The following is a 25,522-nucleotide window of genomic DNA, read 5'->3' on the forward strand; positions in this document are numbered from 1 at the left end:
AGCGATTACATCCGGGGAGCGGGTGCCGCCGGCCTCGCGCCGCCGAACAGAACACCCGTCAGGTCCCGCTTGAGCAAGCCCAAAGCCCTCCTCACCCCCGAGCGCCGCGAGGACGATGCCGACGCCTCGATCCGGCCGCTCAGCCTCGCCGACTTCACCGGCCAGAGGGCGGCGCGCGCCAACCTCCAGGTGTTCATCGACGCGGCCAAGAAGACCGGCCAGGCCCTCGACCACGTGCTGTTCGTCGGCCCCCCGGGCCTCGGCAAGACCACGCTGGCCCAGATCGTCGCGCGGGAACTCGGGGTGAACTTCCGCTCGACCTCCGGCCCGGTGATCGCCAAGGCCGGGGACCTCGCCGCGCAGCTCACCAACCTCGAGGAGCGCGACGTCCTGTTCATCGACGAGATCCACCGCCTCAACCCGGCGGTGGAAGAGATCCTCTACCCGGCGATGGAGGATTACCAGCTCGACCTGATCATCGGCGAGGGCCCGGCCGCCCGCTCGGTGAAGATCGAGCTGCCGAAATTCACGCTGGTCGCCGCCACCACCCGGGCGGGGCTCCTCACCACGCCGCTGCGCGACCGCTTCGGCATCCCGGTCCGGCTCGAATTCTACGACATCGACGAATTGGAGCTGATCGTCAGCCGCGGCGCCCGGGTGCTCGGCATCGGCATGGCGCCGGACGGCGCCAACGAGATTGCCAAGCGCGCCCGCGGCACCCCGCGCATCGCCGGGCGGCTGCTGCGGCGGGTGCGCGACTTCGCCATCGTGGAGGACGCGCCCACCATCACCCGGGCGATCGCCGACCGGGCCTTGCGTCTCCTCGACGTCGATCCGGTCGGCCTCGACACGATGGACCGGAAATATCTCGGCATCATCGCCCACTCGTTCAACGGCGGGCCGGTCGGGGTCGAGACCATCGCGGCGGCGCTCTCCGAGCCTCGAGACGCGATCGAGGAGATCATCGAGCCCTACCTGATCCAGAAGGGCTTCGTGCAGCGCACGCCCCGGGGCAGGGTGCTCACCGCCCATGCCTTCCGCCATCTCGGCCTGCCGGAGCCGAACCGCGACCCCACCGTGCAGTACGGGCTGTTCACGGGAGACGAGGAGGCGTGAGGACGGGCCGGCGCCTGTTCACCCGCCGGCGCGTGCTGCAGGGAGCGGGCGTCGTCTCGCTCTCAGGGATCAGCACCGGTGCCTACGCCACCGGGATCGAACCGTTCCGGCAGGTGGTGACCCGCTACGCGATCAGGCCCAATCCCGCCGCGCCCTGGCCGGCGGGGCTGCGCCTTCGCATCGCCGTCCTCACCGACATCCACGCCTGCGATCCCTGGATGAGCCTGGAGCGCATCGCCGGCATCGTGGCGGCCACCAACGCGCTTCAGGCCGACCTCGTGGTGCTGGTCGGCGACTTCATGGTGGGCCAGCGCTACGTCACCCGCATCATCCCCGCGGCCGAATGGGCGCCGGTGCTCGGCGGCCTCGCCGCGCCGCTCGGCGTCCATGCGGTGCTCGGCAACCACGATTGGTGGGAAGACCCCGACGCCCTGCGCCGCGGCGGCGGCCCGACCGCTTCCGGCACGGAGCTGACCCGGAACGGCATCCGCGTGCTGTCGAACGAGGCGGTGCCGCTCGCGACCCGCGCCGGCCCGGTCTGGCTTGCCGGGCTCGAGGACCAGCTCGCCCTGCTGCCGGTCCGCCGCCGCACCGGCCGCGGCCGGCTCGGCCTGCACGACCTCGCCGCCACCCTGAAGGCGGTGCCGGACGGGGCCCCGATGATCCTGCTCGCCCACGAGCCCGACATCTTCGCCCAGGTGCCGGCCCGGGTGGCGCTGACCCTGTCGGGCCATACCCATGGCGGGCAGGTGCGGCTGTTCGGCTGGTCGCCGGTCGTGCCCTCGCGCTATCCCGGCCGCTACGCCTACGGCCATGTCCGCGAGCGGTCCGACCTCGTGATCTCCGGGGGCCTGGGCCTCAGCATCGCGCCGATCCGCCTCGGGGTGCCGCCGGAGATCGTGGTGGTGGAGCTGGGGGCGGAGGCGGTGGCGTGACGTGTCTCCAGATGAATGCTTGCGACGGGCTTGAAGGCTAACCTTTTGTGAGGACCGACACTTCCCCTCCCCCTTGTGGGGAGGGGTTAGGGGTGGGGGTGGTGCAGGAGGCACCACACACCTTTACTTGGCACCACCCCCACCCCCTTGCCCCTCCCCACAAGGGGGAGGGGAGGCGCCATGACGAGGACCCCGCGTGACCGACCCCGAGACCATGCCCCCGGACGCCCACGCCCTGGCCGTGCGCGTCTATTACGAGGACACGGATTTCTCCGGCTTCGTCTACCACGCGAGCTACCTGCGTTTCATGGAGCGGGGCCGCACCGAGCTGCTGCGCGGGCTCGCCGGCGACCAGTCCGAGCTGCACCGGGAGGCGGACGGGCTCGTCTTCGTGGTGCGGCGCATGACCCTCGACTACCTCAAGCCCGCCCGCATGGACGACGCGCTCACCGTGCTCACCGCAACCCGCGACTTGCGCGGCGCCTCGATGCACCTCGCCCAGGAGGTGCGCCGGGGCGACGAGACCCTGGTGCGGGCCGAGGTGGTGGTGGCCTGCGTGCGCGAGGGCCGGGCGGTGCGCCTGCCGGAGGCCCTGCGCCGGACGCTCACGCGGCGCTGACGGATCGCTCACCATTCCTTAACCCTGCCGAGGGCTTAACTCGCAGCGGGCGAACGCTCCCTGGCGGAACGCTGGCCCTTACTTTCGACAGATTCGGGCGCGATCGAACCACGATACGAAAAGCCCCGATCCCGTTGGAGTGCCTGAGGGCCGTTCAGTCGGCCCGGGACGCGAGGACAGCCGCATGAATCCCGCCGACGCCGCCCAGGCGATGCCCGTGGTCGAGATCACGATGTTCGGCCTGTTCTGGCAGGCCCATTTCGTCGTCAAGGTGGTGATGCTCGGGCTGCTCGGGGCCTCGATCTGGTGCTGGTCGATCATCATCGACAAGACGTTGCTCTTTCGCCGCACCAAGGCGGAGATGGACGCCTTCGAGGAGGAGTTCTGGTCCGGCCGGCCGCTGGAGGAGCTCTACCGCGCCTACAACGACAAGCCGGCGACCGGGCTCGCCGCCCTGTTCGTCGCCGCGATGCGCGAGTGGCGCCGCTCCTACGAGGGCTCGGGCCGCTCGATCCGCAGCCTCGGCCAGCGCATCGACAAGGTGCTCGACGTCACGATCCAGCGTGAGGTCGAGCGGCTGGAATCGCGCCTGCTGTTCCTGGCCTCGATCGGCTCGGCCGGCCCGTATATCGGCCTGTTCGGCACGGTGTTCGGCATCATGACGGCCTTCACGTCGATCGCCGCCTCGAAGAACACCTCGCTCGCGGTCGTCGCCCCCGGCATCGCCGAGGCGCTGTTCGCCACCGCGATCGGCCTGTTCGCGGCGATTCCCGCGGTGCTCGCCTACAACAAGCTCCAGGCCTCGGTGGCCAAGGCGCAGGGCCGCCTCGAGGGCTTCGCCGACGAGTTCTCCGCCATCCTGTCGCGCCAGATCGACGAGCGCATGGCGCTCGCGGCCTGATCCGCAACGTCTGAGGAAGGATTGAGCCAGATGGGCATGGCCTCCGGAGCGGTCCAGGGCGGCGGGCGTCGCCGGCGTGGCCGGCGGGGCGGCGCGATCAACGAGATCAACATGACGCCGTTCATCGACGTCGTGCTGGTGCTCCTGATCATCTTCATGGTCGCCGCGCCGATGATGACGGTCGGCGTGCCGCTCGACCTGCCGCAGACGAAGGCCGCGCCGCTCAACCAGGATTCGAAGCCGATCACCCTCTCGATCCGCCAGTCCGGCCAGGTCTTCCTCGGCGAGGACGAGCTCACCGACGACGCGATCGTCGGAAAAATCTCGGCCACCGCCAAGGACGGCTTCGAGGAGCGGGTGTTCGTGCGCGGCGACAAGCGGGTTGATTACGGCCGCGTCGCCCAGGTGATGGCGATCGTGACGAGCGGCGGCTTCAAGAAGGTCGCCCTCGTGACCGAGCCCGACCAGCGTTAGGGCGGGGTGGCCGCGGTGGTGTTTCCCTTCGACAGGTCCGAGCCCGGCGTCTGGGTGTCGGCCGGCGCGCATGCGGCGCTGCTCGGGCTGGCGCTGTTTGCCGCCGCCTCGCACGCGCTGCCGCAGGCCGAGGAGGGCGTGCCGGTCGAGGTCATCACCGAGAACCAGTTTTCGGAACTGACCAAGGGCCAGCGCGACGGCGAGGCCCCGGCCAAGACCCCCCGAGCCGACCGGGTCGCCGACAAGCAGGACGAGCGCGACCCCGGCGAGGCCAAGGCCAACGTGCCGACGCCGCCGACACGCCCGCCCGACATCAAGGTCGCCAACGCCGAGGAAATGCCGGTGCCGCCCCTGCGGCCGGCCCTCGAACAGCCCGAGCCCGCCCCGGCCCCCATGCCGCCCGCGCGTCCTGACACCGCCAAGGCCGATGCCGAGAAGGCCGCCGCGGCGGCCGCTGCCGCCGCCGCGAAGGCCAAGGCGGAGGCCGAGGCGCGCGCCGAAGCCAAGGCGGAAGCCGAGCGCGAGGCCAGGGAGGCTGCCAAGGAGGCCGCCCGCGAGGCCGCGAAGGCTGCCGCCAAGGCGGCGGCCGAGCGGGCCGCCGCCGCCGCGAAAGCTGCTGCCGAGAAGGCGGCGGCCGAGAAGGCCGAGGCCGAGGCGATCCGGCGCGAGGAACTGGCCGAGGCCAAGGCGGCGGCCGAGAAGGCCGCTGCCGAGCGGGCCGCCAAGGCGCGGGCCGAAGCCAAGGCGCAGGCCGAGGCCAAGGCGCGCGCGGAGGCGAAGGCCGAGGCGGAGCGGGCGCAGGCGGAGGCGAGAGCCCAGGCCGAGGCGAAGGCGCGGGCCGAAGCCAAGGCGCAGGCGGAAGCGAAGGCCCGCGCCGAGGCCAAGGCCCAGGAAGCCAAGGCGCAGGCCGAGGCCAAGGCGGAAGCGGAGGCCGAGGCGAAAGCGCAGGCCAAGGCGGAGGCCGAGGCCAAGGCGCAGGCCGCCGCGGAGGCCAAGGCGAAGGCGGAAGCCGCCGCGAAAGCCAAGGCCGTGGCCGAGGCGAAGGCCAGGGCGGCTGCCGAGGCCAAGGCCCGGCGCCAGGCCGAGCTCGCCGAGAAGTTCAACTCGGGCGCGATCCGCGACGTGCTGGCGGCGCACGGGCCGTCGCACTCCACCGGCGCCACCGGCCGCGAGGTGCAGCGCACCGCCGCCCTGGGAGCGCCGAGCGGCACGGCCCAGCGCCTCAACCCGAGCCAGCGCGACGCCCTGGTCGGCCTGCTGCAGCAGCAGATCGAGCGCTGCTACTCGGCGCCCCCCGGCGCCGCGCAGGGCATCGTGCTGCCCCAGCTCGACATCCGCCTGAACCCCGACGGCTCGCTCACCACCGATCCGCGCATCCTGCGGGCCGGCGGCAGCGCGGTCGACCGCTCGATCGCGGAAGCCGCGGTGCGGGCGGTGCGGCGCTGCGCGCCGTATCGCATCCCGTCCCAGTTCGCCCCGTTCTACAACGACTGGCGGGTCATCAACGCGGAGTTCGAGCTGCCGCGGGCCTGAACAAGATCCCCAACGGCGGTCTGCCTCACCACACGACGGACGTCCCCATGCACTCCCCCTCGCGACTGCGTCACGCGCTCGCCGCGCTCCTGTGGCTGTGCCTCGCGGCTGGTTTCGCTTCCCCGGCCCTAGCCCAGCTCAACCTGCGCATCGGCCCCGGCGGCTCGTTCCAGCCGATGCCGATCGCGGTGGCGGATTTCTCCGGCGACCCGGGCCTCGGCCCGACGCTGTCGGGCATCGTGACCAACAACCTGAAGCGCTCCGGCTACTTCACGCCGATCGACAAGGCGCGCTTCCCCGAGACCCCGAACTTCGACGCCGCGCCGAATTTCGCCGCCTGGAAGGACACCGGCGTGCAGGGCCTGGTTACCGGCCGGGTCACCCGCGACGGGTCGGGCCGGCTGAAGACCGAGTTCCGGCTGTGGGACGTGCTCTCCGGCCAGCAGATGATCGGCCAGCAATATGCCGGCGACGGCGCCAACGCGCGCCGGATGGGCCACCTGATCTCGGACGCGGTCTACACCAAGATCACCGGCATCGGCGGCTTCTTCGACACCCGCGTCGCCTTCGTGGACGAGTCCGGCTCGAAGGAGAACCGGCGCAAGCGCCTGGCGATCATGGACCAGGACGGCGCCAACGTGCGCTACCTGACGAGCGGCGAGGCCTCGGTGGTGGCGCCGCGCTACTCGCCCGCGACCCAGGACATCACCTACATGTCCCAGGTCACCGGCCAGCAGCCGCGGGTGCAGGTGATCAACCTCGCGACCGGCGCCCGCCAGGTGATCCCGACCAACGCCGAGATGAGCACCAGCCCGCGCTTCTCGCCCGACGGCCGGCGCCTGGTGATGAGCGACCAGGACGGCGGCAATGCCAGCATCTACGTGATGGACCTCGCCTCGAAGGCGCAGACCCGGGTCACCAACGCCAACGCCATCGACACCTCGCCGTCCTTCTCGCCGGACGGGCGCGAGATCGTGTTCGAATCCGACCGCGGCGGCCAGCAGCAGATCTACGTCATGGGCGCCGACGGCTCGAATCCGCGCCGCCTCTCCTTCGGCGACGGCTCGGCCTCGCAGCCGGCCTGGTCGCCGCGGGGCGACTACATCGCCTTCACGCGCCAGCGGAAGGGCTCGTTCGCGATCTGCATCATGAAGCCCGACGGCACCGGCGAGCGGGTGCTCACGGAGGGTTTCCACAACGAGGGCCCGACCTGGGCGCCGAACGGCCAGTACGTGATGTTCTTCCGCGACCCCGGCGGCCAGGCCGGCGGCAAGCTCTACATGGTCGACGTCACCGGCAAGGTCGAGCAGCCGGTCCCGACCCCGTCCTACGCCTCCGACCCGACCTGGTCGCCGCTGATCGACGCGCAGAGGTGAGCGTGCGGGGCGCCGCTCGTGCGCGGCGCCCCGGATCCGATGGCCGTCCGGTGCGCCGATCGCCTCAGGCGGCGCGCGTCACGCCGGCGGGATGTACTGGTAGGTCCAGGTCTCGCTCAGGGTCTCGTCGCCGCGGCGCAGGAACAGCCGCAGCTCCACCGGCTCGGGGCCGGTCACCGCGAGGTCGAACTCGGCCCGCCAGTGGCCCGGCACGTCGTCCGGCACCGCCTCGGTGCGGGCGAGCGGGAAGGTGCCGCGGGAGGCGGTGAGCACGGGCTCGGGCTTCACGCCGGCGGGCAGCTTCGCGAGCGGCTCGCCGAGGAACTCGACCACGAACTTGCGCACGCCCTTCGGCCGGTCGGTGCCGGCCTGGCCGCCATTGCCTTCGCGCGTCGCGACGCACCGGGCGAGATTGCTCGGATAGGGCTCGCCCGCGACCCAGTGCAGGCGATAGGCGAGGTCGTGCGAGGTGCCGGCGCGGGCCGGTTCCGCCGGCACCCACATCACCACCACGTTGTCGTGGATCTCGTCGTCGGTGGCGTTCTCTACGAGCTGCACGCTGCCTTTGCCCCAGTCGCCCAGGGGCTCGACCCAGAGCGAGGGCCGGCGGTCGTAATAGACGCCGTCCTGGTAGTGGTCGAACAGGCGGTCGCGCTGCATCAGCCCGAAGCCGCGCGGGCGCTCGTCGGAAAAGGCCGAGACCATGGTGCGGGGCGGGTTGCGCAACGGGCGCCACAGCCGCTCGCCGGCGCCGGTCCACAGCGCGAGCCCGTCCGAATCGTGCACCTCCGGCCGCCAGTCGACGGCGGTCGGCTTGGCGGTCTCGGAGAACCAGTACATCGAGGTGAGCGGCGCCAGGCCGAAGCGGCCGACATCCCGGCGCAGGTGCAGGCTCGCCTCGATCTCCATCACCACCGCCTTGGTGCGGCGCATGCGGAAGCGGTAGGCGCCGGCGGCGGAGGGCCCGTCGAGCAGCGTCAGGACCGTGACGGTGTCGGAATCCGGCGCCGGGGTCTCGAACCAGACATGGGTGAAGTCCGGGAATTCCTCCGGCCGGTCCGGCATCACCGTGTCGAGGGCGAGCCCGCGGGCCGAGAGGCCGTACTGATAGAGTTCGCCGATCGCCCGGAAGTACGAGGCGCCGAGGAATGCCACCCAGTCGTTGCGGCGCCAGTCGAGGGCGCCGCCGCGGCGCTCCTGGAAGCGGAAGCCCGCGAAGCCCGGATTGGGCGGAAGGCGGCGGGCCGGCGAATCCGCCGGCATCTCGAAGGCGGCCGGATCGTAGATGATCTCGCGGGCCTTATCCCCCTCGACCACGTGCATCCGCACCGGCTTCTGGAAGTAGCGGCCGAGATGGAAGAAGGTGACCGGGAAGGCGCTCGGGCCGTCGGCCCACAGGGCGTGGTCCGGCTTGTATCTCAGCTTGCCGTGGGCGTCGTAGTCGATCGCCTGCAGCACGTCCCGGTCGGGGATCGCCGGCGGCGCGTAGGGCCGGCCGGCCAGCTCCCGCGCCCGGGCCTTGAGCGCCTCGAAGCTGAAGGCCTCCGGCTGGCCCAGCGGCAGCGCGGCGCTCAGGACCTCGGGGCCGGAACCGAGCAGGAGCGCGGCGCCGGCGATGAGCGTGCGGCGGTCGATCATCGGCGTGGTCCTAGCGGATCGGCTCGATGCTGGTGGCCCGGCGCCAGAGCTGGACCATGATGTAGAGGGCGAACAGGCTGAACAGCAGCATCAGCCCGTGGCCGACGGTGTCGCCGAGCTCGAAGATGCCGGCCAGCGCCCAGCCCGCCGCGATCGCCACGGCGAACACCTCGACGCCGACCAGCACCATGATGCTGAGGATGGTGACGAGGTTGCGGGACTTGAGGGATCCTGATGCGGGCACGCGGCCTGACCCTTATGCTGGTGACGGGGCGACGGCGCGCGCAGGATGGCGCCTATCGTTTCATGGCTGCGGGGACTAGCCTGAACCGCAGGGCCGGCGCAACCGCGCGGGCCCGTTCCGTCCCATCATCGTGCGGTGAGATGCCCGAGACTCCCGTCTTCTCCCGCGCCGCCTGCGCGGCGCCCCACCACCTCGCGGCCGAGGCCGGCCAGGCGATCCTCCAGGAGGGCGGCAACGCCGTCGAGGCGATGCTCGCCATGGCGGCGACCATCGCGGTGGTCTATCCCCACATGAACGGCATCGGCGGCGACGGCTTCTGGCTGATCCGCGGCCCGAACGGCACCGTGCGGGCGATCGAGGCCTGCGGCCCGGCCGGCAGTCTCGCGACGATCCGGCGCTACCGCGACAAGGGCCATGACGCGATCCCCGAGCGGGGCCCCGATTCCGCCCTGACGGTGGCGGGCGCCGTCGGCGGCTGGGCGCTCGCCCACGGCATCGCCCGCGACCTCGGCGGGCGCCTGCCCCTCGGCCTCCTTCTCTCCGATGCGGTCCGGCACGCCCGGGACGGCGTCGCGGTCTCGCCCTCCGAGGCGCGCTACGTGCCGAAGGAGCTCGACACGCTCTACGACCAGCCGGGCTTTCGCGAGACCTTCCTGATCGACGGCCAGCCGCCGAAGGCCGGGGCGACGCGGGCGCTGCCGGCCCTCGCCGCGACGCTCGAACAGCTCGGCCATGCCGGGCTCGACGATTTCTACCGCGGCGATATCGGCCGCGAGGTCGCCGCCGACCTCGAACGGGCCGGGAGCCCGGTCACCCGCCACGACATCGAGCGCTACCGGGCGGTGGCCCGGGCGCCGCTCTCGCTCAAGCTCTCGGGCGCCACGGTCTACAACTGCCCGCCGCCGAGCCAGGGCCTCGCCGCCCTGATGATCCTCGGCCTCTACGAGCGCCTGGGGAGCATCCGGCCCGAGACGGCGGCGCATTACCACGGGCTGATCGAGGCGACGAAGCGTGCCTTCCGGGTCCGCGACGCGGTGGTGACCGACTTTGACCGCCTGCGCCACGATCCCGCGACCTTCCTCACGCCGGCGCGGCTGGAGGCGGAGGCCGCGATGATCCGGATGGACCGGGCTTCTCCCTACCCGGTCAGGCCGGTCGGCGACGGCGACACGGTGTGGATGGGGGCGATCGACGCGAGCGGCGTCGCGGTCTCCTACATCCAGTCGGTCTACTGGGAGTTCGGCTCCGGCCTCGTCCTGCCGCGCACCGGCATCACCTGGCAGAATCGCGGCCTCTCGTTCTCCCTCGACCCGAAGGCGGTCAACCCGCTCGAGCCGGGGCGACGGCCGTTCCACACCCTCAACCCGGCGCTCGCCGTCCTGGCGGACGGGCGGGTCCTGTCCTACGGCAGCATGGGCGGGGACGGGCAGCCTCAGTTCCAGGCCCAGGTCTTCACCCGCTACGCGACCTACGGCATGGGCGTGGCGGAGGCGGTCGACGCGCCGCGCTTCCTGTTCGGCCGCACCTGGGGCGCCGAATCGATGACCGTAAAGGTCGAGGATCGGTTCGAGTCGTCCTGCGTCGCGGCGCTGTCCCGGATGGGGCACGAGGTCGAGGAGCTGGGCGGGTCGTACGTCGACTCGCTGGGGCACGCCGGCCTGCTGGTGCGCCATCCCGGCAACGGGCGCGTCGAGGCGACGCACGACCCCCGGTCGGATGGCGGGGCGGCGGGCCTGTAGGCCGTCCTACGGCTTTCCCGCCTCGATCATCAGCATCTGCAGCCGGGCCGTGGCGGGCTCACCCAAGACCGGGCGCAGCCGGCGCTCCAGCTCCGGCACCAGCGCCTCCGATGCGACGCCGCGCTCGCGCAGCAGGATCGCGGTCGGGTTGCCGAGGAGGAGGCCGGCCGCGAACAGCGTGACATCCGGGACCGGCGCGTCCAGCCGGACGACCTCGGCGCGACAACCCGCGAAGCCCGCCCCGCCCGCCAGCGCCCTGATCTCGTCGAGGCTCGTCATGCCGTAGGCGAGCCCGAACACCCCGGGCTCGCCGACCGTCTCGACCACGAGTTCCGCGGCGACCCGCGCGTAGGGGTTGGCCTCCCGCCCATCCCAGGTGGTGAACAGGAACCGCCCGCCGGGTCGGAGCACGCGGGCGGCCTCGCGCAGGCCGGCGGCGCGATCGGGGAAGAACATCACGCCGAACTGGCAGACGACGAGATCGAAGGACGCATCCGGGAACGGGAGCGCCTGGGCGTCGGCCTGCTGCATCTCCACGGCGGCGCCCGCCGGGAGATGGCCGGCCGCGAGGGTCAGCATCGCGGGCGCGAGGTCGGTGGCGATGATCGCAGTCCCGGCCGGCAGGCGGGAGGCGAGGAGCCGCGTCACCTGGCCCGTCCCCGCCGCGGTCTCGAGCACCCGCCGCGGGGCGAGCTCGACGGCCCGGGCCGCCGTCACCTCCGCGGTGGGCGCGAACATCACCGGCGCCATTCCGCGCTCGTAGAAATCCGGGATCGAGCCGCCGAAATTCCGAAGGCCTTCGCTCATCGCGTCGTCCTCCCCGCACGTTTCGGGACATTATCAGCCCGACGCGGCAGTGCGACAGGATCTGAAAGTTAGAAGTGGCTCTCCTGCAGCCGAGACGAAAAGGGCCCGGCACCTCTCGGCGCCGGGCCCTTCCCGCTCCGTGCTCCACGGCGATCAGCGCGGCGCGCGCTTGGCCAGGATGCGCTGCAGCGTGCGCCGGTGCATGTTGAGCCGGCGCGCCGTCTCCGAAACGTTGCGGCCGCACAGCTCGTAGACCCGCTGGATGTGCTCCCAGCGCACCCGGTCGGCGGACATCGGGTTCTCGGGCGGGTCGGCCCGCTCGCCGGGCTCCGCCATCAGGGTGCCATGGATCTCGTCAGCGTCGGCGGGCTTGGCCAGGTAGTCGAAGGCGCCGAGCTTCACGGCGGTGACGGCGGTGGCGATGTTGCCGTAGCCGGTGAGGATCACGCCGCGGGCCTCGGGCCGGCGCTCCTTCAGGCGGGCGATCACGTCGAGGCCGTTGCCGTCGGCGAGCCGCATGTCGATCACCGCGAAGGCGGGCGGCTGCGCGTCGACGGCCGAGACGCCCTCGGCCACGCTCTCGGCGACGTGAACCCGGTAGCCGCGGGCCTCCATGGCCCGGGCGAGGCGGGTCGAGAACGGCTTGTCGTCGTCCACGATCAGCAGGCTGCGGTCGGCGTGGTTGGCGAGGGCGTCGCCCTCCGGAATGGTGCCGGCCTGGGCCTCCGGGCTGAGTGTTCCGTACTGCGTCATCAGGCGACGCTCCTCCAGCTTTCAGTCAGTTTATTCAGAGCTTTATATAGGAACGTCGCGGGCCTGCGTCAGGGGTGCGGCGCCGCCCGTGCCCGGGTTTCGCTGCCCGCGGGCCTCCCTCTCGAAAACGTGACGAGGCCAGGCAATCCGCACCACCGCCCCGGTGGATGGATCGACGGCGTTGGCCAGGGAGAGTTGCGCGCCCGAGCGCTCGATCAGCGTCTTGGCGATGAACAGGCCGAGGCCGAGGCCGGTCCCGCCCTCGGCCTTGTCCGCCCCGGCCCGGGCGGCGCTGCGGGTGCTGACATAGGGCTCGCCCACCCGCAGCAGCACCTCGGGGGCGAAGCCCGGCCCGTCGTCCCGGATCTCGAGGGAGACCCGCTCGGCGCTCCAGCGCGCCTCGATCGCGACGCAGCTCTCGGCGAAGTCGACGGCGTTGTCGACGATGTTGCCGAGGCCGAACATCACCCCCGGGTTGCGCCGGCAGGCCGGCTCCGGCCCGTCGCCCTTCGTCGTCACGTCGAGCACGATGCCGAGCGCCCGCTGGGGCGCCACCAGCTCCTCGACGAGGTGGCTCAGGCTGATGGTCTCGATGAAGCCGCCCTGGTCGGCATCAAGGGAGGTGAGCTTGGCCAGGATCCCGCGGCAGCGCTCGACCTGGTCGCGCAGCAGCGCCAGGTCCTCCGCCACGCTCGGGGAGGCGGTGGGCCCGAGCTGGCGGTCGAGCTCCTTGGCCACGACCGTGATCGTGGCGAGCGGCGTGCCGAGCTCGTGGGCCGCCGCCGCCGCCAGCCCGTCGAGCTGCGACAGGTGCTGCTCGCGGGCGAGCACCAGCTCGGTCGCGGCGAGCGCCTGGGCGAGCTGGCGCGCCTCCTCGGCCACGCGCCAGGCGTAAACGCCCGTAAAGGCGGTTCCGAGCAGGATCGCGGTCCAGACGCCCGACACGTACAGGAACGGCAGTTCGAGCTTCTCGCCCGCGAACCACGGCAGCGGCCGGTAGACGAGGGCGAGCAGCGTCGAGAGGCCGACCGCCAGGAGGCCGAGCGCCAGCGTGCGGGCCGGCGGCAGGGCGGTAGCGGAGATCAGCACGGGGGCGAGGAACAGGAGCGCGAACGGGTTCTGCAGCCCGCCGGTGAGGAAGAGCAGGGCGGCGAGCTGGATGATGTCGAAGGCGAGGAGCAGCACCGCGGCGTCGTCGCTGAGCCGGTGGCTGGCCGGGTAGCGGATCCGCAGGGTGAGGTTGAGCCAGGACGAGGCCGCGATGACGAGGAAGCACCAGCCGAACGGCAGCGGCAGGCCGAGCCCGAGATGGGCGCCGGCCACCGCCGCACCCTGGCCCGCCACCGCGAGCCAGCGCAGCCGCACCAGGGTATCGAGGCGCAGGTGGCGGGCGTCGCGCACCAGGTCGGTCTGCTGGGTGTCGAACATGGCCGAGACGATAGTGCGCCGCCGCCCGCCGCCCAGGGCGACCGGTTCGGAAACCCTCCGCCGTTCGGTGCGTTCTCATCATCCGTGCAGCCGCAGGCTCAGGATCGGATCCCGACCCTCTCCAACGGTTTCCCAAGCGCTCGGGATGCGCGCGGGAGTTGAGGTAAAAAGGGCACAGTTCCACCTTTTGACAGCTTGGTTCTTCGCAGATGTTGCCCTTCAATACCGCTACTCTATTGTCAGCCTCCCAGTTGGGTCAGGCGTCTCCTGGTGGCGGCTGCGCGCGCCGCTGGGTCAATCGTGGACGGTGGCGTCATGGATCTCTCGTATTTCTGGTATGAAGCCGCGCACTGGATGTTGACGCCTGCCCGAGCGGCCGCCGACGCCACCCAGCTCGTGTTCAAGAATCCCGTCAACCCGATCACCTACACGCCCTACGGCCGGACCGTCTCGGCCGCCTGCGAGATGTTCGAGCGCACGACGCGCCGCTACGGCAAGCCGGCCTTCAACCTTCCCACCACCACGGTCGAGGGCGTGCCCACGGCTGTGACCGAGCGGGTGGTGTGGGAGAAGCCGTTCTGCCAGGTCATCGCCTTCGAGCGCGACCTGAAGCGCCCGCCGGTCGAGGCCCAGCCCAAGGTGCTGGTGGTCGCCCCGATGTCGGGTCACTACGCCACGCTGCTGCGCGGCACCGTCGAGGCGCTGCTGCCCGCCCACGAGGTGATGATCACCGACTGGGCCGATGCCCGGCTGGTGCCGCTCGAGGCCGGCCGCTTCGACCTCGACACCTACATCGACTACCTGATCGAGATGTTCCAGGCCTTCGGGCCGGACCTGCACGTGATCGCGGTCTGCCAGCCCTCGGTCCCGGTCTTCGCCGCCGTGGCCCGGATGGAGGCGCAGGGCCTGCCCGGCGTGCCGACCTCGATGACCCTGATGGGCGGCCCGATCGACACCCGCCGCTCGCCCACCGCCGTCAATTGCCTCGCCGCCGAGCGCGGCTCGGAGTGGTTCAAGCGCAACTGCATCACGGTCGTGCCGCCGGGCTACCCGGGCAGCTGGCGCGAGGTCTATCCGGGCTTCTTCCAGCTCTCCGGCTTCATGGGCATGAACCTCGACCGTCACCTGACGGCGCACTGGGACATGTTCAAGCACCTGGTGCGCAACGACGGCGACTCGGCCGAGAAGCACCGCGAGTTCTACGACGAGTACCTCTCGGTGATGGACCTGACCGCGGAGTTTTACCTGCAGACGGTCAACACCGTGTTCGTCGAGCACGCCCTGCCGAAGGGCGAGATGCGCCATCACGGCGAACTCGTCGACCTGACGGCGATCCGCCACTGCGCCATCATGGCGGTGGAGGGCGAGAACGACGACATCTCGGGCGTCGGCCAGACCCTGGCGGCCCTCGACCTGACACCGAACCTGCCGGCGGAGCGCAAGCTCTACCACCTTCAGAAGGGCGTCGGGCATTACGGCGTCTTCAACGGCTCGCGCTTCCGCGCCCACATCCTGCCGCGCATCTCGGCCTTCATGCACGAGATGCAGGGCACCCCGCTCCACGACCTGCGCGAGGCGTCCTGATCCGGCGCCCGGCGCCGCGACGGCGGCGCCGGGCCCTCTCCCGGTCCGGTGCCGCCAAGGCGGCGCTGGTCTCCTCTCCCGAAGGACGATCCTTCGCCCCTGACCGCCGATGTCGCCGGCCCGCCATCTGCGCGCATGGCTCGCGCGCCTCTTCGCCGCCGCGCGGCGAACCGGGACGCTGACACGCTCGCGGTCTCCCGCATACAATGGCGGCATGCGAGTCGCGCTCCTGCGCCGGTCGGCGCCCGAACCCACCCACGTTACGGTCATCCACGCCGGCACCTGCTACCCGGTCGCGGTGCGCCGCCGCGCGGCCGCCCGCCGCATCACCCTGCGGGTGTCGAGCGCCACCGGCGAGATCGTCCTGACCCTGCCGGAGGGCACCGATCTCGCCACGGCCCAGCGTTTCGCCGATTCGCACGGCGCCTGGATCGCCGCCCGGGTGGCCAAGCTGCCGCAGCGGGTCGCGTTCGAGCCGGGGGCGGTGGTGCCGCTGCGCGGCGTGCCCCACCGCATCCTGCACTGGTCGACGGCCTCCGGCGCCACGACCGTCACGACCGCACCGGACGGCACGCCGGTGATCGCGGTCTCGTGCGGGCGGCCCCACGTCGGGCGCCGGGTGCGCGACTTCCTCGAGGCCGAGGCGCGCAGTGATCTGACCGCCGCGGTGGCGCGCCACGCCGGCGCGCTCGGCCGGACACCGAGGCGCCTGACCGTGCGCGACACCCGCAGCCGCTGGGGCTCGTGCTCGGCGGCCGGCCAGCTGAACTTCTCCTGGCGCCTGATCCTGGCGCCGCCCGAGGTGCTGGACTACCTCGCGGCGCACGAGGTCGCGCACCTGGCCGAAATGAACCACTCGGACCGGTTCTGGCGCGTCGTCGCCGGCCTCTATCCGGGCTACGAGGCGCCCGAGGCCTGGCTCAAGCGGCACGGCACCGAGCTGCACCGCTACGGCTGAGGGCGGCCGGCCTCGCCGCCCGCCCCGGTCGCAGCGCCGAGGATCTCGGCCCCGATTGTCTCAGAGCCTGTTGGATTGCCGAGAACGGCATCACATCGGTCTCATCCATCCAATCGACGACCTCATCCTGCGGTGCGACTGAAAGGAGCCTCGAAGGAGGACTCCAGCAGGCTCCGTGATTCCTGGAGCCCTCCTTCGAGGTCAGTCGATCTTCAATCGTGCGCGATCTCCGATCGCCGACACCTCAGGATGAGGTTGAGGGTCGGACAATTTTGCAAGGCACGTCAAACAGGCTCTCAGCCCCGAAGATCTCAGCCCTTGGTGCGCACCACCACGAGGCGCCGCGCCGGCCAGGCCGGCCGGGGATCGACGTCGCCCGGGGCGAGGGTGCGGGGCGCGATGCTGTCGCAGGTCTCGCGCTGGCGCAGGATGACCTCGCCGAACTCGCCGCGCCGGCGGATCACGCCGCCGTCGCGGCAGAAGCCGGCGATCTCGGCCGAGCGCGAGGCCCGGCGCCCGCGCGGGTTACGGGGCACCGGCGGGTGCTCGATCGTCAGCGTCGCGTCCCGGTTGAGCGAGCGCTCGACATACGTGGTCTCGTCGACGGGCAGCGGCTCGGCCGCGGCGGCACCGGCGGCAAGACCACCGGCGGCAAGAAGCAGGAAGGCGAGGGAGGTGGCGGCGAGTCTCATCGGGCGGCTCTCGCGAGGAGGGGAGGGGCGCGTCGTCGATCCGTCTACACGGGGAACGGTGTCAAACCACTAACGGCGGACCGCGCCTGCGCGGCCCGGACCCGGCCTACAGCTAAGCCTGCACCGGCGCTCGGGTTCCCGATCGCGACGGCGCGCGGCCGGGTCCGCGGCTTGACAGCATCCCGGCCCCGTGGTCGGAACGCCCGGACCGGCGGTCGGCCGGGGCAGCGGAGCGGTGAGCGGCGTGGGAGACAGCGTGCGACGGAGCGGTTGCCGGGTGCGGGCCATCACCCTCGGCCTCGCGCTCGCCCTCGGCCTGCCGGCCTCCGCGGCCCTGGCCCAGGGCGCGGTCAAGCAGAGCTTCGACGACTGGCAGCTGCGCTGCGAGACGCCAGCCGGCGCCAAGGCCGAGCAATGTGCCCTTGTGCAGTACGTCGCCGCCGAGGATCGGCCGAACCTCACCCTGGTGGTGATCGTGTTGAAGACCGCCGACAACCGCGGCACGCTGCTGCGGGTGGTGTCGCCCCTCGGCGTCCTCCTGCCCTCCGGCCTCGGCCTGAAGATCGACCAGGCGGAGATCGGCCGCACCTCCTTCGTGCGCTGCCTCTCGACCGGCTGCGTCGCCGAGGTCGTGATGGACGACAAGCTGATCAACCAGCTCAAGTCCGGCCAGCAGGCCACCTTCATCGTCTTCCAGACGCCCGAGGAGGGGGTCGGCATCCCGCTCTCCCTCAAGGGGTTCAAGGAAGGCTTCGACAGCCTGAAATGACCTGATACCCGGGAGAGGACCGTGCCGGCTGGCTTTCTCCGTACCCTCAGCCTCGTCATCCCCAGTCTCGTCCTGGCCTTCCTCGGGCTCGCCGCCCCCGCGCGCGCCCAGAGTGCGGCGCCGCAGGACGAGGGCAATCCCTTCCTCAACATCTTCAAGTACGGCGGCACCACCAAGCCGCCCGAGGCGCCACCGAACCCCGACGACGTCTACTGCCCGATCATCGACATCACCGAGGGCGGCTCCTCGCTGCAGACCCTGGCCGGCGGCATCGTGCGCACGCAGATCCGCCTCGGCCAGCTCAGCCGCTCCTGCCGGTCCGGGCCGAACGGCGGCACGGTCGTCACGGTCGGGGTGCAGGGCATGGTCCTGCTCGGGCCCGGCGGGGCGCCCGGCCGCTTCAACGCCCCCGTCACCATCACGGTGAAGAACGGCACCCAGGTCATCGACCGCCGCAGCCGCCAGGCCGCCGCGACGATCCCGGCCGGCCAGGCGAGCGGCACCTTCACGGTGGTGGAGGACGGCTTCTCCGTCCCGGCCGGCCTGGCGCGGGACTTCGAGATCGAGGTCGGCCTCGGCGGCAGCGGCAAGCCGGCGCGGGCGCCCCGGCGCAAGCCCGCCGCCGCTCAGCCGGCCGACGGTTGACGGCGCGCCCGGCGCCCGGCGCCTGCCGCATCGCGCCCCGCGCGGACGATCCGGACTTCACCCGCGAGCTGATTCCCGGCAGGCCCGTCGGCGGGCGCTGGCTCGCCCTCGACTACGCCCTCGACCGCTTCGCCCCCCCGGTCCGGCCGCTCCTGCGCTTCCGCCGCCGCGACGGCACGCACGAGGACGCGCTCCTGCCGGGCCCCGTGCTCGGCCGCGCCGCCTGGCTCGGGCCGGTGCCGCCCGGCACCGAGGCGATCCTGCTCGCCGCGCCGGACCGGGGGTTCCGGATCGAGGCGGCGCGGCTCCTGTCGCGCTGGGCGGTGCTCGCCCTCGGCGCAAGGCGGCGGCCGGACAAGCTGCCGGTCGCGCTCTACCAGTGGCTGACCCGCGACGCCCGCCGCCTGCGCAACACCCTGCGCATCGCCGCCGGGGTGATGCCGCTCGACCGCTACCCGGCCTGGAAGGCCGCCCGCGCGCGGCCCTTCGAGCCTGCCCTCGACCGGATGCCGTCGGGCCCGCTGCCGCGCCTCGGCCTGATCCTGGAGGCGGGCCCGGACGAGGCGGAGGCCGTGCGCCGCACCCTCGCCACCCTCATGGCGCAGGGCCACCGCGACTGGCGCCTCTCCCTGCGCTGGCGCGGACCGGCGCCCGCAGGCATCGCCACCGATCCGCGGATCTCCGGCGACGGGCTGCCGGACGGCGCCGCGATCGGCCTTATGAGGCCCGGCGACATCCTGGCGCCCGACGCGCTCGGCCACCTCGCGGCCTCCTTCGCGGGGCCGGAACCGGCGGATCTCGCCTATGGCGACAGCGAGGTCGAGGAGCCGGCGGGCCTGCGCCCGCGCCTCAAGCCGGGCTGGAGCCCGGACCTCGCCTTGACCACGCTCTATCCGGGCCGGCCGCTCCTCGTCGCGGCGGACCTCGTCGCCCGGGCTCGCTGGGAGCCGGGGCAGGGCGCCCGGGCGCTCCTCCTCGGGGCGGCCCTGGCGGGACCGGCCCGCGTGCGGCGCATCCCGCGCCTTCTCTGCCGCTCGGCGCCCGAGGCGCCCGACCCCGACGGCCACGAAGCCGACCTGGCGCAAGCCCTGGCGCGCGCGGGCTCGCCGGCCGTCGTCGCGCGCAGCGGCGACACGATCGATCTCGACTGGCCGCTGCCGGATCCGCCGCCCCTCGTCTCGATCGTCATCCCGACCCGCGACCGGCCGGAGCTGCTGCGGGTGGCCGTGCGGGGCGTGCTGCGGGACACCGCCTACCCGGCCCTCGAACTCGTCATCGTCGATAACGGCTCGACCGATCCGGCGGTGGCCGCCCTCTACGCCGAATGGGCGGACGACCCGCGGATGCGCCGCCTCGACCGGCCGGGTCCGTTCAACTTCTCGCGCCTCGTCAACGACGGCGCCGCGGAGAGCCGCGGCGCGATCCTGGTGCTCCTCAACAACGACGTCGAGGTGCTGCATCCGGACTGGCTCGCCCAGATGGTGCGCCAGGCCCTGCGGCCGGAGGTCGGCGCCGTCGGGGCCAAGCTCCTGTTCGGCAACGGCCGGATCCAGCATGCCGGCGTCGTGGTCGGGCTCGGCGGCCGGGCCGGGCACATCCTGCGCAACCGCCCGGCCGGCACGCCGGGCCATCTCGGTCGCCTCACCGTCGCCCACGAGGTCTCGGGCGTGACCGCCGCCTGCCTGGCGGTGGCACGCGAGAAATTCGAGGCGGTCGGCGGCCTCGACGCCGAGGCGTTTCCGGTCGACTTCAACGACATCGACCTCTGCCTGCGCCTGTCTGCCCGCGGCTGGACATCGATCTGGACCCCGCGGGCGGTGCTCGCTCATCACGAGTCGGTCAGCCGCGGCCCGAGCGTCGGCCCGGCCCGGGCCCGGTTCGAGGCGGAAGGCGACCGCTTCGCCGCACGCTGGCGGGCGGTGATCCGGGACGACCCGTATTACCACCCGGCCTTCTCGGTCACGACCTTCGGGGAGGAGCTGGAATGAGGCTCCCGCCTCACCCGGCCTTCGACATCCTGCGCTTCGCGGAGGGACAGCCCGGCTTTACCCAGCGCTGGGCCCGGCGCGCGCTCCTCGTGCTGCGGCATCCCGGCGAGGCCTGGGCCGTCCTCCGGGCGGCGCTCGCCGGCAAGCGCGTGCGGGCCCGCGACCAGGCGGCGATCCTCTGGGGTGCCCGCCATGCGCTTCGTCCGTCGCCGCTCCCGGCGGGCGAGGCCGAGGCGGTGCCGGGCCTGCGCGTCGCCACCCCGGTCGAGATTCTTGCGGGCGGCGCCGGGTCGGCCGCCCTCGTGGTGCTGACCGCACCCGGCCACCGGCTCGTGCCTGGCGCACCGTCCGCCATCGCCGCGTCCTTCGCGGCCGATCCGGGCCTCGGCGCCCTCTACGGCGATGCCGTGGTGCTGGGCCCCGACGGTGCGCCGCGTCTGCCGGTGCTGCGCCCCGCCTTCGATCCCGACTACCTCCTCGCCGCCGATTATGTCGGCCCGGTGGTCGCCATCCGCCGGGCGGTGCTCGACCGGCTCGGCCTCGATCCCTCCCTGCCGGGGGCCGAGATCGCGGACCTTCTGCTGCGCCTCGACAGCGAGACGCCTGGCGCGGTGCGCCACCTGCCGCGCCTGCTCTCGACTTGGTCGCCCGCCGCGGCCATCCCGCCCGAGGCCTGGGCCCGCTCGCGCCGCAGGCTCGCCGAAAGCCGCCTCGCCGGGTCGGGCCGCGTCGAGGCGGCGGGCGGCGTCCTGTCCCTGCGCCGCGACCTCCCCGAGCCGCCGCTCGCCAGCCTCATCGTCCCGACCCGCGACCGGGTCGCGCTGCTGCGGGCCTGCATCGAGAGCCTGCGCGCCCATACCGACTGGCCCTCGCCCGAGATCATCGTCTGCGACAACGACAGCCGCGGCCCGGACACGCTCGCCTATCTCGAGCAGCTCGCCCGCGAGGGCGTCCGGGTGCTGCCCTGTCCCGGCCCGTTCAACTTCGCGGCGATGAACAACCGGGCCGCCGCCGCGGCGCGCGGTGCGCTCCTCGTCTTCGTCAACAACGACGTGGTCGCCTCCCGGGCCGACTGGCTGCGGCGGATGGCCGAGGAGGCCCTGCGGCCGGAGGTCGGCGCGGTCGGCGCCAAGCTCCTCGACGGGCGCGGCCGGATCCAGCACGGCGGCATCGTGCTCGGCACCGGCGGCCTCGTCACCCACGCCCACCGCCACGTCCTCGGCGCGGCGCCCGGCTACCTCGCCTCGCTCCGGGCCACGCACCGGGTCTCGGCGGTCACCGCGGCCTGCCTCGCCGTCGAGGCGAGGAAGTTCCGGGCGGTGGGCGGCTTCGACGCGGATGCCTTCGCGGTCGATTTCAACGACGTCGACCTCTGCCTGCGCCTGGAGGCGGCGGGATACCGCACCCTGATGGTGCCGGGGGCGGTGCTGCACCACCACGAGGCGGCGAGCCGGCGCTGGACCCCGCAGGCGCGCGAGCGCCACGCGGCCGAGGTGGCGGCGTTGCGGGCGCGCTGGGGGGAGCGGCTCGCAGCCGACCCCTGGTATCACCCGGGGTTCGATCCGCGGGCGGGGACCTATGCGCGGGTGCGGGCGTGGGAGGGGGCGGGGGTGCGTTGAGGCTTCACCACCTGCTCCGTTGCAATTCCAGTAAGCGCGGGATCCCCTCTCCCGTGTGGGAGAGGGGTAGGGGCGATCGAAGATCGCGCGAGGGTGGAGACGATTCAGAACAGGCTTCAAGCGTTAAGCAGCGCAGTTCGATGCTTGGTGCCTCATCCGGAACCCGAGCCACCCTCACCCCTAACCCCTCTCCCACACGGGAGAGGGGACGCGCGTCACTCTGAAAACATCTCTGGTGTCTGACGGCCCTTACAAGCCTCGAACGACGACGGGGCCGCCTCCTCGCCGGAAGCGGCCCCGCCCATCATCCCGATCCGGCGCGAGCCGGACCTCATCACTGCACCAGGCGCGGCCCGCCGGTCTGCACCTTCTCGTTCTCGCCCAGGATGCCGAGGCGGCGCGCCACCTCGGTATAGGCCTCGATCAGGCCGCCGAGATCCTTGCGGAAGCGGTCCTTGTCGAGCTTGTCCTGGCTCTTGATATCCCAGAGGCGGCAGGAATCCGGAGAGATCTCGTCGGCGACGACGATGCGCATCATGTCGCCTTCCCAGAGCCGGCCGGTCTCCATCTTGAAGTCGACGAGGCGGATGCCGACGCCGAGGAAGAGGCCGGACAGGAAGTCGTTGACCCGGATGGCCAGGGCCATGATGTCGTCGATCTCCTGCGGCGTCGCCCAGCCGAAGGCGGTGATGTGCTCCTCCGACACCATCGGGTCGTTGAGCTGGTCGTTCTTGTAGTAGAACTCGATGATCGAGCGCGGGAGCTGGGTGCCCTCCTCCAGGCCCAGCCGCGTCGCCAGCGAGCCGGCCGCCACGTTGCGCACCACCACCTCGAGCGGGATGATCTCGACCTCGCGGATCAGCTGCTCGCGCATGTTGAGCCGGCGGATGAAGTGGGTCGGCACGCCGATGTCGTTGAGGTGCTGGAACACGAACTCGGAGATCCGGTTGTTCAGCACGCCCTTGCCGTCGATCACCTCGTGCTTCTTGGCGTTGAAGGCGGTCGCGTCATCCTTGAAGTGCTGGATGAGCGTGCCGGGCTCGGGACCCTCATAGAGGACCTTCGCCTTGCCCTCGTAGATGCGACGGCGGCGATTCATAGGCGTGTACCGTGGTTTGAGGAAGTCCATGGGGCCGAGGCTCCTGACGACGTGTGGGACCCGCGGCGCGGCGACCTCGAGGGGAAGGTCGGGCCGGGGGACGCGTCGATCCGGGGCGTCCCGGCGGCCGGTGGCAAATTACCCGAACCGCGAAGGCAGCACAACGCGTTAGCCGGTTCGCCCGGGGGGCGCCCGGACGCCGCTGCGGTGAATTGCGGTCGTTGGTCGCGCCGATATGCGCATGAAGCGACCGGGATGCAAGCGTGGCGGGAGGGGGCGGCATGTCGCGGGCGAAGGTGTCCCCGCCTCGACGGCGCGGCGCGGCCTGCCCTAAGCTCGCGGCCGACGAGCCGCGCGCCCCAATCCGCGGCCTGCGAAACCGGGAGGAACCACGATGGCGGAACGGGCAATGGCCGAACGAGGCGGAGCGGTGGCGGCGCTGGCGGCGCGGTTCCGCGAGGGCAAGCCGCTGATCACGGCCTGGTGCGGCATCCCCGAGCCCGCGGTGGCGGGGCTGCTCGCGGCGGAGGCCTTCGACGCCGTCACCCTCGACATGCAGCACGGCGCCCACGATTTCGACAGCATCAACCGCACGATCGCCCTCGTGGCCGCCCGCGGCAAGCCGACCCTGGCGCGGGTGCCGGTCGGCGGATTTTCCACGGTGTCGCGCCTGCTCGATGCCGGGATCTCGGGCGTGATCGCCCCGATGGTCAACACCGTCGCGGACGCCAAGCAGTTTGCGGCGTTGGCCAAGTACCCGCCGCTCGGCGAGCGCAGCTGGGGCCCGAACCCGGCCCTGATGCTCTCGGGCCTCGCCCCCGAGACCTACCTGAAGGAAGCCAACGGCTTCTGCCAGACCCTGGCGATGATCGAGACCCGCGAGGCGCTCGCTGCCCTCGACGACATCCTGGCGGTGGATGGGATCGACGGCATCTTCATCGGCCCCTCCGACCTGTCGATCGCCCTCTCGAACGGCGCCGGGCTCGACCCCGACGGCGCGGCGGTGCGCGACGCGCTCAAGCACGCCATGGCGCGCACCCGCGCGGCGGGCAAGCGCATCGGCATCTACGCCCTGTCCGCTGCCCGCACCCGCGAGCTGATCGGCCAGGGCTTCGACCTGATCGCGCTCACGGGCGATTCCGCCCTGCTGCGGGCCGGCGCGCAGGCCGCGCTGAAGGAGGCGCGGGGCTAAACCCGGCGGCCCGCCCGGGCGAAGCCGGCGGCGAGGAACTGGCCGGCATGGTGCAGCGCGCCGTCGTCGATCCCGTGGCCGATCCCGGCGGAGAGGTGCCACTCCGCCGGCACATCCGCCGCTGCGAGGGCCTCCGCCGAGAGGAAGAGCGCGTCGACCGGAATCACCTCGTCCTGGTCGCCATGGGCGAGGAGGACCGGCGGCACCGCCCGGATCGCCGGCTTCAGGGTCTCCGGGCCCTTGCCCTCCTCGAGCACGAGCATGCCGGACAGGCCGACCACGGCCGCCACCGGGGCCGGGCGGCGCAAGGCGACGTGCAGCGCCATCATGCAGCCCTGGCTGAACCCCACGAGGGCGAGCTGGTGGGGCTTGAGGCCGTGGGCCGCCAGCTCCGCGTCGAGGAAGGCGTCCAGCGTCGGGCCGGCGCGGTTCACGCCGCGCCAGCGCTCGTGGGGATCGCGGAAGGTCAGCGAGAACCATTGCCGGCCGAAGCCCTGGATGCAGGGCTCGGGCGCGTGCGGCGCCACGAAGGCGGCGTCCGGCAGCAGCGGCCGCCATTCCTGCGCGAGGTCGATCAGGTCGTTGCCGTCGGCCCCGAAGCCGTGCAGCAGGACGACGAGCTGGCGCGGCGCGGTGCCTGAGCGGGGCATCAGGCGCGGGCCGGTGAGGATCGGCATCGGGTCGGGCTCCGTTCGGTGGCGTCGGCTGGCTTAGCCGGGAAGGGGCGCGCCGTCGCGCGCCTTGGCGACCCGGTAATAGGCCCACAGCACCTTGGCGGCGACCCCGCGCCAGGGCCGCCAGGCTTCGGCCCGCGCCGTCAGGGCGGCGGCACTCGGCCGCGCCTCCAGCCCGTCGGCGAGGCGGGCCGCCTCCTGCAGGGCGAGGTCGCCGGCCGGGAAGGCGTCGGGGTGGCCGAGGCAGAACAGCAGGTAGACGTCGGCGGTCCAGGGCCCGATGCCGTGCACCGCCACCATCCGCCGGTGGGCCTCGTCGGCCGGCAGGGCGTGCAGGGCGTTGAGGGGGAGGGCACCCTCCGCGACGGCCTGCGCGGCCGCCCGCAGGGTGCGGATCTTCGGGGCCGACAGGCCGGCCTCGCGCAAGGCCTCGTCCGGGGCGGTGGCCAGGGCCTCGGCGGTCAGATCCGGCAGGCGGGCGGTGAGCCGGGCCCAGATCGCCGCGGCGCTGGCGGTCGAGATCTGCTGCGACACCACGATGCCGGCGAGGCCGGCAAAGCCCGGCGGGCGCTTGCGCAGGGCCGGTTCGGCGCCCTCCGCCACCAGCCGCGCCATCACCGGATCGAGGGCGGCCAGAGCCGCGACGCCCTCGCGCAGGGCCGCATCGGAATCGAGCAGCGTCCCGGTGACGCCGGCGCCCGGCGCGGGTAAGGGCTTGGATGTCGTCCGCGTCCGCATT

At 72.6% G+C, this 25,522-nt stretch carries 24 protein-coding genes; 15 read left to right on the forward strand and 9 right to left on the reverse strand.

What is annotated here, in order from left to right:
• Positions 1–69: 69 nt before the first annotated feature.
• The 7 genes from ruvB to tolB all read left to right on the forward strand — a co-directional run bounded on the left by ruvB (position 70) and on the right by tolB (position 6,954).
• Complete coding sequence (gene ruvB / locus EU555_RS09805; RefSeq protein ID WP_135414477.1) at positions 70–1,116, forward strand: Holliday junction branch migration DNA helicase RuvB; 1,047 nt, start codon at positions 70–72, stop codon at positions 1,114–1,116.
• Entirely contained in the window at positions 1,113–2,051 is a 939-nt protein-coding gene (locus tag EU555_RS09810) for a metallophosphoesterase (protein ID WP_245524223.1), read from the forward strand. The genes ruvB and EU555_RS09810 overlap by 4 nt, the downstream gene beginning before the upstream one ends.
• Before the next feature lie 214 nt (positions 2,052–2,265).
• Positions 2,266–2,670 (forward strand): tol-pal system-associated acyl-CoA thioesterase, encoded by a 405-nt coding sequence (gene ybgC / locus EU555_RS09815; protein WP_135414617.1) that lies wholly within the window; start codon positions 2,266–2,268, stop codon positions 2,668–2,670.
• Positions 2,671–2,854: 184 nt separating this feature from the next.
• Positions 2,855–3,571 carry a protein TolQ gene (tolQ, locus tag EU555_RS09820; protein WP_135414478.1) on the forward strand — a complete coding sequence of 239 codons (717 nt, stop codon included), beginning with the start codon at positions 2,855–2,857 and terminating at the stop codon, positions 3,569–3,571.
• A 30-nt stretch (positions 3,572–3,601) separates the two neighbouring features.
• Entirely contained in the window at positions 3,602–4,045 is a 444-nt protein-coding gene (locus EU555_RS09825) for an ExbD/TolR family protein (protein WP_135414479.1), read from the forward strand.
• 15 nt (positions 4,046–4,060) lie between these two features.
• Positions 4,061–5,578 (forward strand): cell envelope integrity protein TolA, encoded by a 1,518-nt coding sequence (gene tolA / locus EU555_RS09830; RefSeq protein WP_167858503.1) that lies wholly within the window; start codon positions 4,061–4,063, stop codon positions 5,576–5,578.
• Between the two features lie 47 nt (positions 5,579–5,625).
• On the forward strand, positions 5,626–6,954 hold the full coding sequence (gene tolB / locus EU555_RS09835; RefSeq protein WP_135414480.1) for a Tol-Pal system beta propeller repeat protein TolB: 1,329 nt from the start codon (positions 5,626–5,628) through the stop codon (positions 6,952–6,954).
• A 78-nt stretch (positions 6,955–7,032) separates the two neighbouring features.
• Here tolB and EU555_RS09840 read toward each other — a convergent pair whose 3' ends face one another.
• Both EU555_RS09840 and EU555_RS09845 read right to left on the reverse strand, forming a co-directional pair.
• Positions 7,033–8,592: an OpgD/OpgG family glucan biosynthesis protein gene (locus EU555_RS09840; RefSeq protein ID WP_135414481.1), complete on the reverse strand. Its 1,560-nt coding sequence runs from the start codon at positions 8,590–8,592 to the stop codon at positions 7,033–7,035.
• Between the two features lie 10 nt (positions 8,593–8,602).
• Positions 8,603–8,782 (reverse strand): hypothetical protein, encoded by a 180-nt coding sequence (locus tag EU555_RS09845; RefSeq protein WP_135414619.1) that lies wholly within the window; start codon positions 8,780–8,782, stop codon positions 8,603–8,605.
• A gap of 194 nt (positions 8,783–8,976) precedes the next feature.
• Here EU555_RS09845 and EU555_RS09850 point away from each other — a divergent pair, with 194 nt between their 5' ends.
• Complete coding sequence (locus EU555_RS09850; RefSeq protein WP_135414482.1) at positions 8,977–10,575, forward strand: gamma-glutamyltransferase family protein; 1,599 nt, start codon at positions 8,977–8,979, stop codon at positions 10,573–10,575.
• 6 nt (positions 10,576–10,581) lie between these two features.
• Here the strand turns inward: EU555_RS09850 and EU555_RS09855 are convergent, their stop codons facing one another.
• From EU555_RS09855 to EU555_RS09865, 3 genes are all read right to left on the reverse strand, one after another.
• The gene (locus tag EU555_RS09855; RefSeq protein WP_135414483.1) at positions 10,582–11,382 is read right to left on the reverse strand and encodes a class I SAM-dependent methyltransferase; all 801 of its coding nucleotides are present in this window, start codon (positions 11,380–11,382) and stop codon (positions 10,582–10,584) included.
• 153 nt (positions 11,383–11,535) lie between these two features.
• Entirely contained in the window at positions 11,536–12,135 is a 600-nt protein-coding gene (locus tag EU555_RS09860; protein WP_135414484.1) for an ActR/PrrA/RegA family redox response regulator transcription factor, read from the reverse strand.
• Positions 12,136–12,177: 42 nt separating this feature from the next.
• Positions 12,178–13,563 carry an ActS/PrrB/RegB family redox-sensitive histidine kinase gene (locus EU555_RS09865; protein ID WP_135414485.1) on the reverse strand — a complete coding sequence of 462 codons (1,386 nt, stop codon included), beginning with the start codon at positions 13,561–13,563 and terminating at the stop codon, positions 12,178–12,180.
• Positions 13,564–13,878: 315 nt separating this feature from the next.
• Between EU555_RS09865 and EU555_RS09870 the strand changes: the two genes are divergently transcribed.
• Together EU555_RS09870 and EU555_RS09875 are read left to right on the forward strand one after the other, a co-directional pair.
• Positions 13,879–15,147, forward strand: coding sequence for a polyhydroxyalkanoate depolymerase (locus tag EU555_RS09870; protein ID WP_135414486.1), 1,269 nt, complete (start codon positions 13,879–13,881; stop codon positions 15,145–15,147).
• A gap of 214 nt (positions 15,148–15,361) precedes the next feature.
• On the forward strand, positions 15,362–16,105 hold the full coding sequence (locus tag EU555_RS09875) for a M48 family metallopeptidase (protein ID WP_135414487.1): 744 nt from the start codon (positions 15,362–15,364) through the stop codon (positions 16,103–16,105).
• Between the two features lie 311 nt (positions 16,106–16,416).
• On the opposite strand, the gene EU555_RS09880 is transcribed toward EU555_RS09875, so the two are convergent.
• Positions 16,417–16,797 (reverse strand): hypothetical protein, encoded by a 381-nt coding sequence (locus EU555_RS09880; protein ID WP_135414488.1) that lies wholly within the window; start codon positions 16,795–16,797, stop codon positions 16,417–16,419.
• Between the two features lie 277 nt (positions 16,798–17,074).
• On the opposite strand from EU555_RS09880, the gene EU555_RS09885 reads away from it, so the two are divergent.
• From EU555_RS09885 to EU555_RS09900, 4 genes are read left to right on the forward strand one after another with little or no spacing between them, the layout of a single operon-like run.
• Positions 17,075–17,566, forward strand: a complete 492-nt coding sequence (locus tag EU555_RS09885) for an invasion associated locus B family protein (protein WP_135414620.1) — start codon at positions 17,075–17,077, stop codon at positions 17,564–17,566.
• Positions 17,567–17,587: 21 nt separating this feature from the next.
• A complete protein-coding gene (locus EU555_RS09890) occupies positions 17,588–18,211 on the forward strand; it encodes a hypothetical protein (protein ID WP_245524224.1) in 624 nt (207 codons plus the stop codon).
• On the forward strand, positions 18,208–20,199 hold the full coding sequence (locus tag EU555_RS09895; protein WP_245524225.1) for a glycosyltransferase family 2 protein: 1,992 nt from the start codon (positions 18,208–18,210) through the stop codon (positions 20,197–20,199). The genes EU555_RS09890 and EU555_RS09895 overlap by 4 nt, the downstream gene beginning before the upstream one ends.
• Positions 20,196–21,818: a glycosyltransferase gene (locus EU555_RS09900; protein WP_135414489.1), complete on the forward strand. Its 1,623-nt coding sequence runs from the start codon at positions 20,196–20,198 to the stop codon at positions 21,816–21,818. Before EU555_RS09895 ends, EU555_RS09900 begins: the two co-directional genes overlap by 4 nt.
• 334 nt (positions 21,819–22,152) lie before the next feature.
• Here the strand turns inward: EU555_RS09900 and purC are convergent, their stop codons facing one another.
• Positions 22,153–22,947: a phosphoribosylaminoimidazolesuccinocarboxamide synthase gene (gene purC / locus EU555_RS09905; RefSeq protein WP_063838512.1), complete on the reverse strand. Its 795-nt coding sequence runs from the start codon at positions 22,945–22,947 to the stop codon at positions 22,153–22,155.
• A gap of 379 nt (positions 22,948–23,326) precedes the next feature.
• Here purC and EU555_RS09910 point away from each other — a divergent pair, with 379 nt between their 5' ends.
• Positions 23,327–24,109 carry an HpcH/HpaI aldolase family protein gene (locus EU555_RS09910; RefSeq protein ID WP_135414623.1) on the forward strand — a complete coding sequence of 261 codons (783 nt, stop codon included), beginning with the start codon at positions 23,327–23,329 and terminating at the stop codon, positions 24,107–24,109.
• Here the strand turns inward: EU555_RS09910 and EU555_RS09915 are convergent.
• Entirely contained in the window at positions 24,106–24,786 is a 681-nt protein-coding gene (locus tag EU555_RS09915) for an alpha/beta hydrolase (RefSeq protein WP_135414490.1), read from the reverse strand. The genes EU555_RS09910 and EU555_RS09915 overlap by 4 nt on opposite strands.
• A 33-nt stretch (positions 24,787–24,819) precedes the next feature.
• Entirely contained in the window at positions 24,820–25,521 is a 702-nt protein-coding gene (locus tag EU555_RS09920) for a DNA-3-methyladenine glycosylase family protein (protein ID WP_135414491.1), read from the reverse strand.
• Position 25,522 lies beyond the last annotated feature (1 nt).

Source organism: Methylobacterium nonmethylotrophicum, from assembly GCF_004745635.1.
Lineage (GTDB): Bacteria > Pseudomonadota > Alphaproteobacteria > Rhizobiales > Beijerinckiaceae > Methylobacterium > Methylobacterium nonmethylotrophicum.

Excerpts from the sequence above, each read along its gene's own strand:
- EU555_RS09900 (WP_135414489.1), top strand. The coding sequence starts at position 20,196 with ATGAGGCTCCCGCCTCACCCGGCCTTCGACATCCTGCGCTTCGCGGAG.
- EU555_RS09865 (WP_135414485.1), bottom strand. The coding sequence starts at position 13,563 with ATGTTCGACACCCAGCAGACCGACCTGGTGCGCGACGCCCGCCACCTG.
- tolQ (WP_135414478.1), top strand. The coding sequence starts at position 2,855 with ATGAATCCCGCCGACGCCGCCCAGGCGATGCCCGTGGTCGAGATCACG.
- EU555_RS09915 (WP_135414490.1), bottom strand. The coding sequence starts at position 24,786 with ATGCCGATCCTCACCGGCCCGCGCCTGATGCCCCGCTCAGGCACCGCG.
- EU555_RS09855 (WP_135414483.1), bottom strand. The coding sequence starts at position 11,382 with ATGAGCGAAGGCCTTCGGAATTTCGGCGGCTCGATCCCGGATTTCTAC.
- EU555_RS09920 (WP_135414491.1), bottom strand. The coding sequence starts at position 25,521 with ATGCGGACGCGGACGACATCCAAGCCCTTACCCGCGCCGGGCGCCGGC.
- EU555_RS09845 (WP_135414619.1), bottom strand. The coding sequence starts at position 8,782 with ATGGTGCTGGTCGGCGTCGAGGTGTTCGCCGTGGCGATCGCGGCGGGC.
- EU555_RS09880 (WP_135414488.1), bottom strand. The coding sequence starts at position 16,797 with ATGAGACTCGCCGCCACCTCCCTCGCCTTCCTGCTTCTTGCCGCCGGT.
- EU555_RS09860 (WP_135414484.1), bottom strand. The coding sequence starts at position 12,135 with ATGACGCAGTACGGAACACTCAGCCCGGAGGCCCAGGCCGGCACCATT.
- EU555_RS09825 (WP_135414479.1), top strand. The coding sequence starts at position 3,602 with ATGGGCATGGCCTCCGGAGCGGTCCAGGGCGGCGGGCGTCGCCGGCGT.
- EU555_RS09910 (WP_135414623.1), top strand. The coding sequence starts at position 23,327 with ATGGCCGAACGAGGCGGAGCGGTGGCGGCGCTGGCGGCGCGGTTCCGC.
- ybgC (WP_135414617.1), top strand. The coding sequence starts at position 2,266 with ATGCCCCCGGACGCCCACGCCCTGGCCGTGCGCGTCTATTACGAGGAC.
- EU555_RS09875 (WP_135414487.1), top strand. The coding sequence starts at position 15,362 with ATGCGAGTCGCGCTCCTGCGCCGGTCGGCGCCCGAACCCACCCACGTT.
- EU555_RS09840 (WP_135414481.1), bottom strand. The coding sequence starts at position 8,592 with ATGATCGACCGCCGCACGCTCATCGCCGGCGCCGCGCTCCTGCTCGGT.
- EU555_RS09850 (WP_135414482.1), top strand. The coding sequence starts at position 8,977 with ATGCCCGAGACTCCCGTCTTCTCCCGCGCCGCCTGCGCGGCGCCCCAC.
- tolB (WP_135414480.1), top strand. The coding sequence starts at position 5,626 with ATGCACTCCCCCTCGCGACTGCGTCACGCGCTCGCCGCGCTCCTGTGG.
- EU555_RS09870 (WP_135414486.1), top strand. The coding sequence starts at position 13,879 with ATGGATCTCTCGTATTTCTGGTATGAAGCCGCGCACTGGATGTTGACG.
- purC (WP_063838512.1), bottom strand. The coding sequence starts at position 22,947 with ATGGACTTCCTCAAACCACGGTACACGCCTATGAATCGCCGCCGTCGC.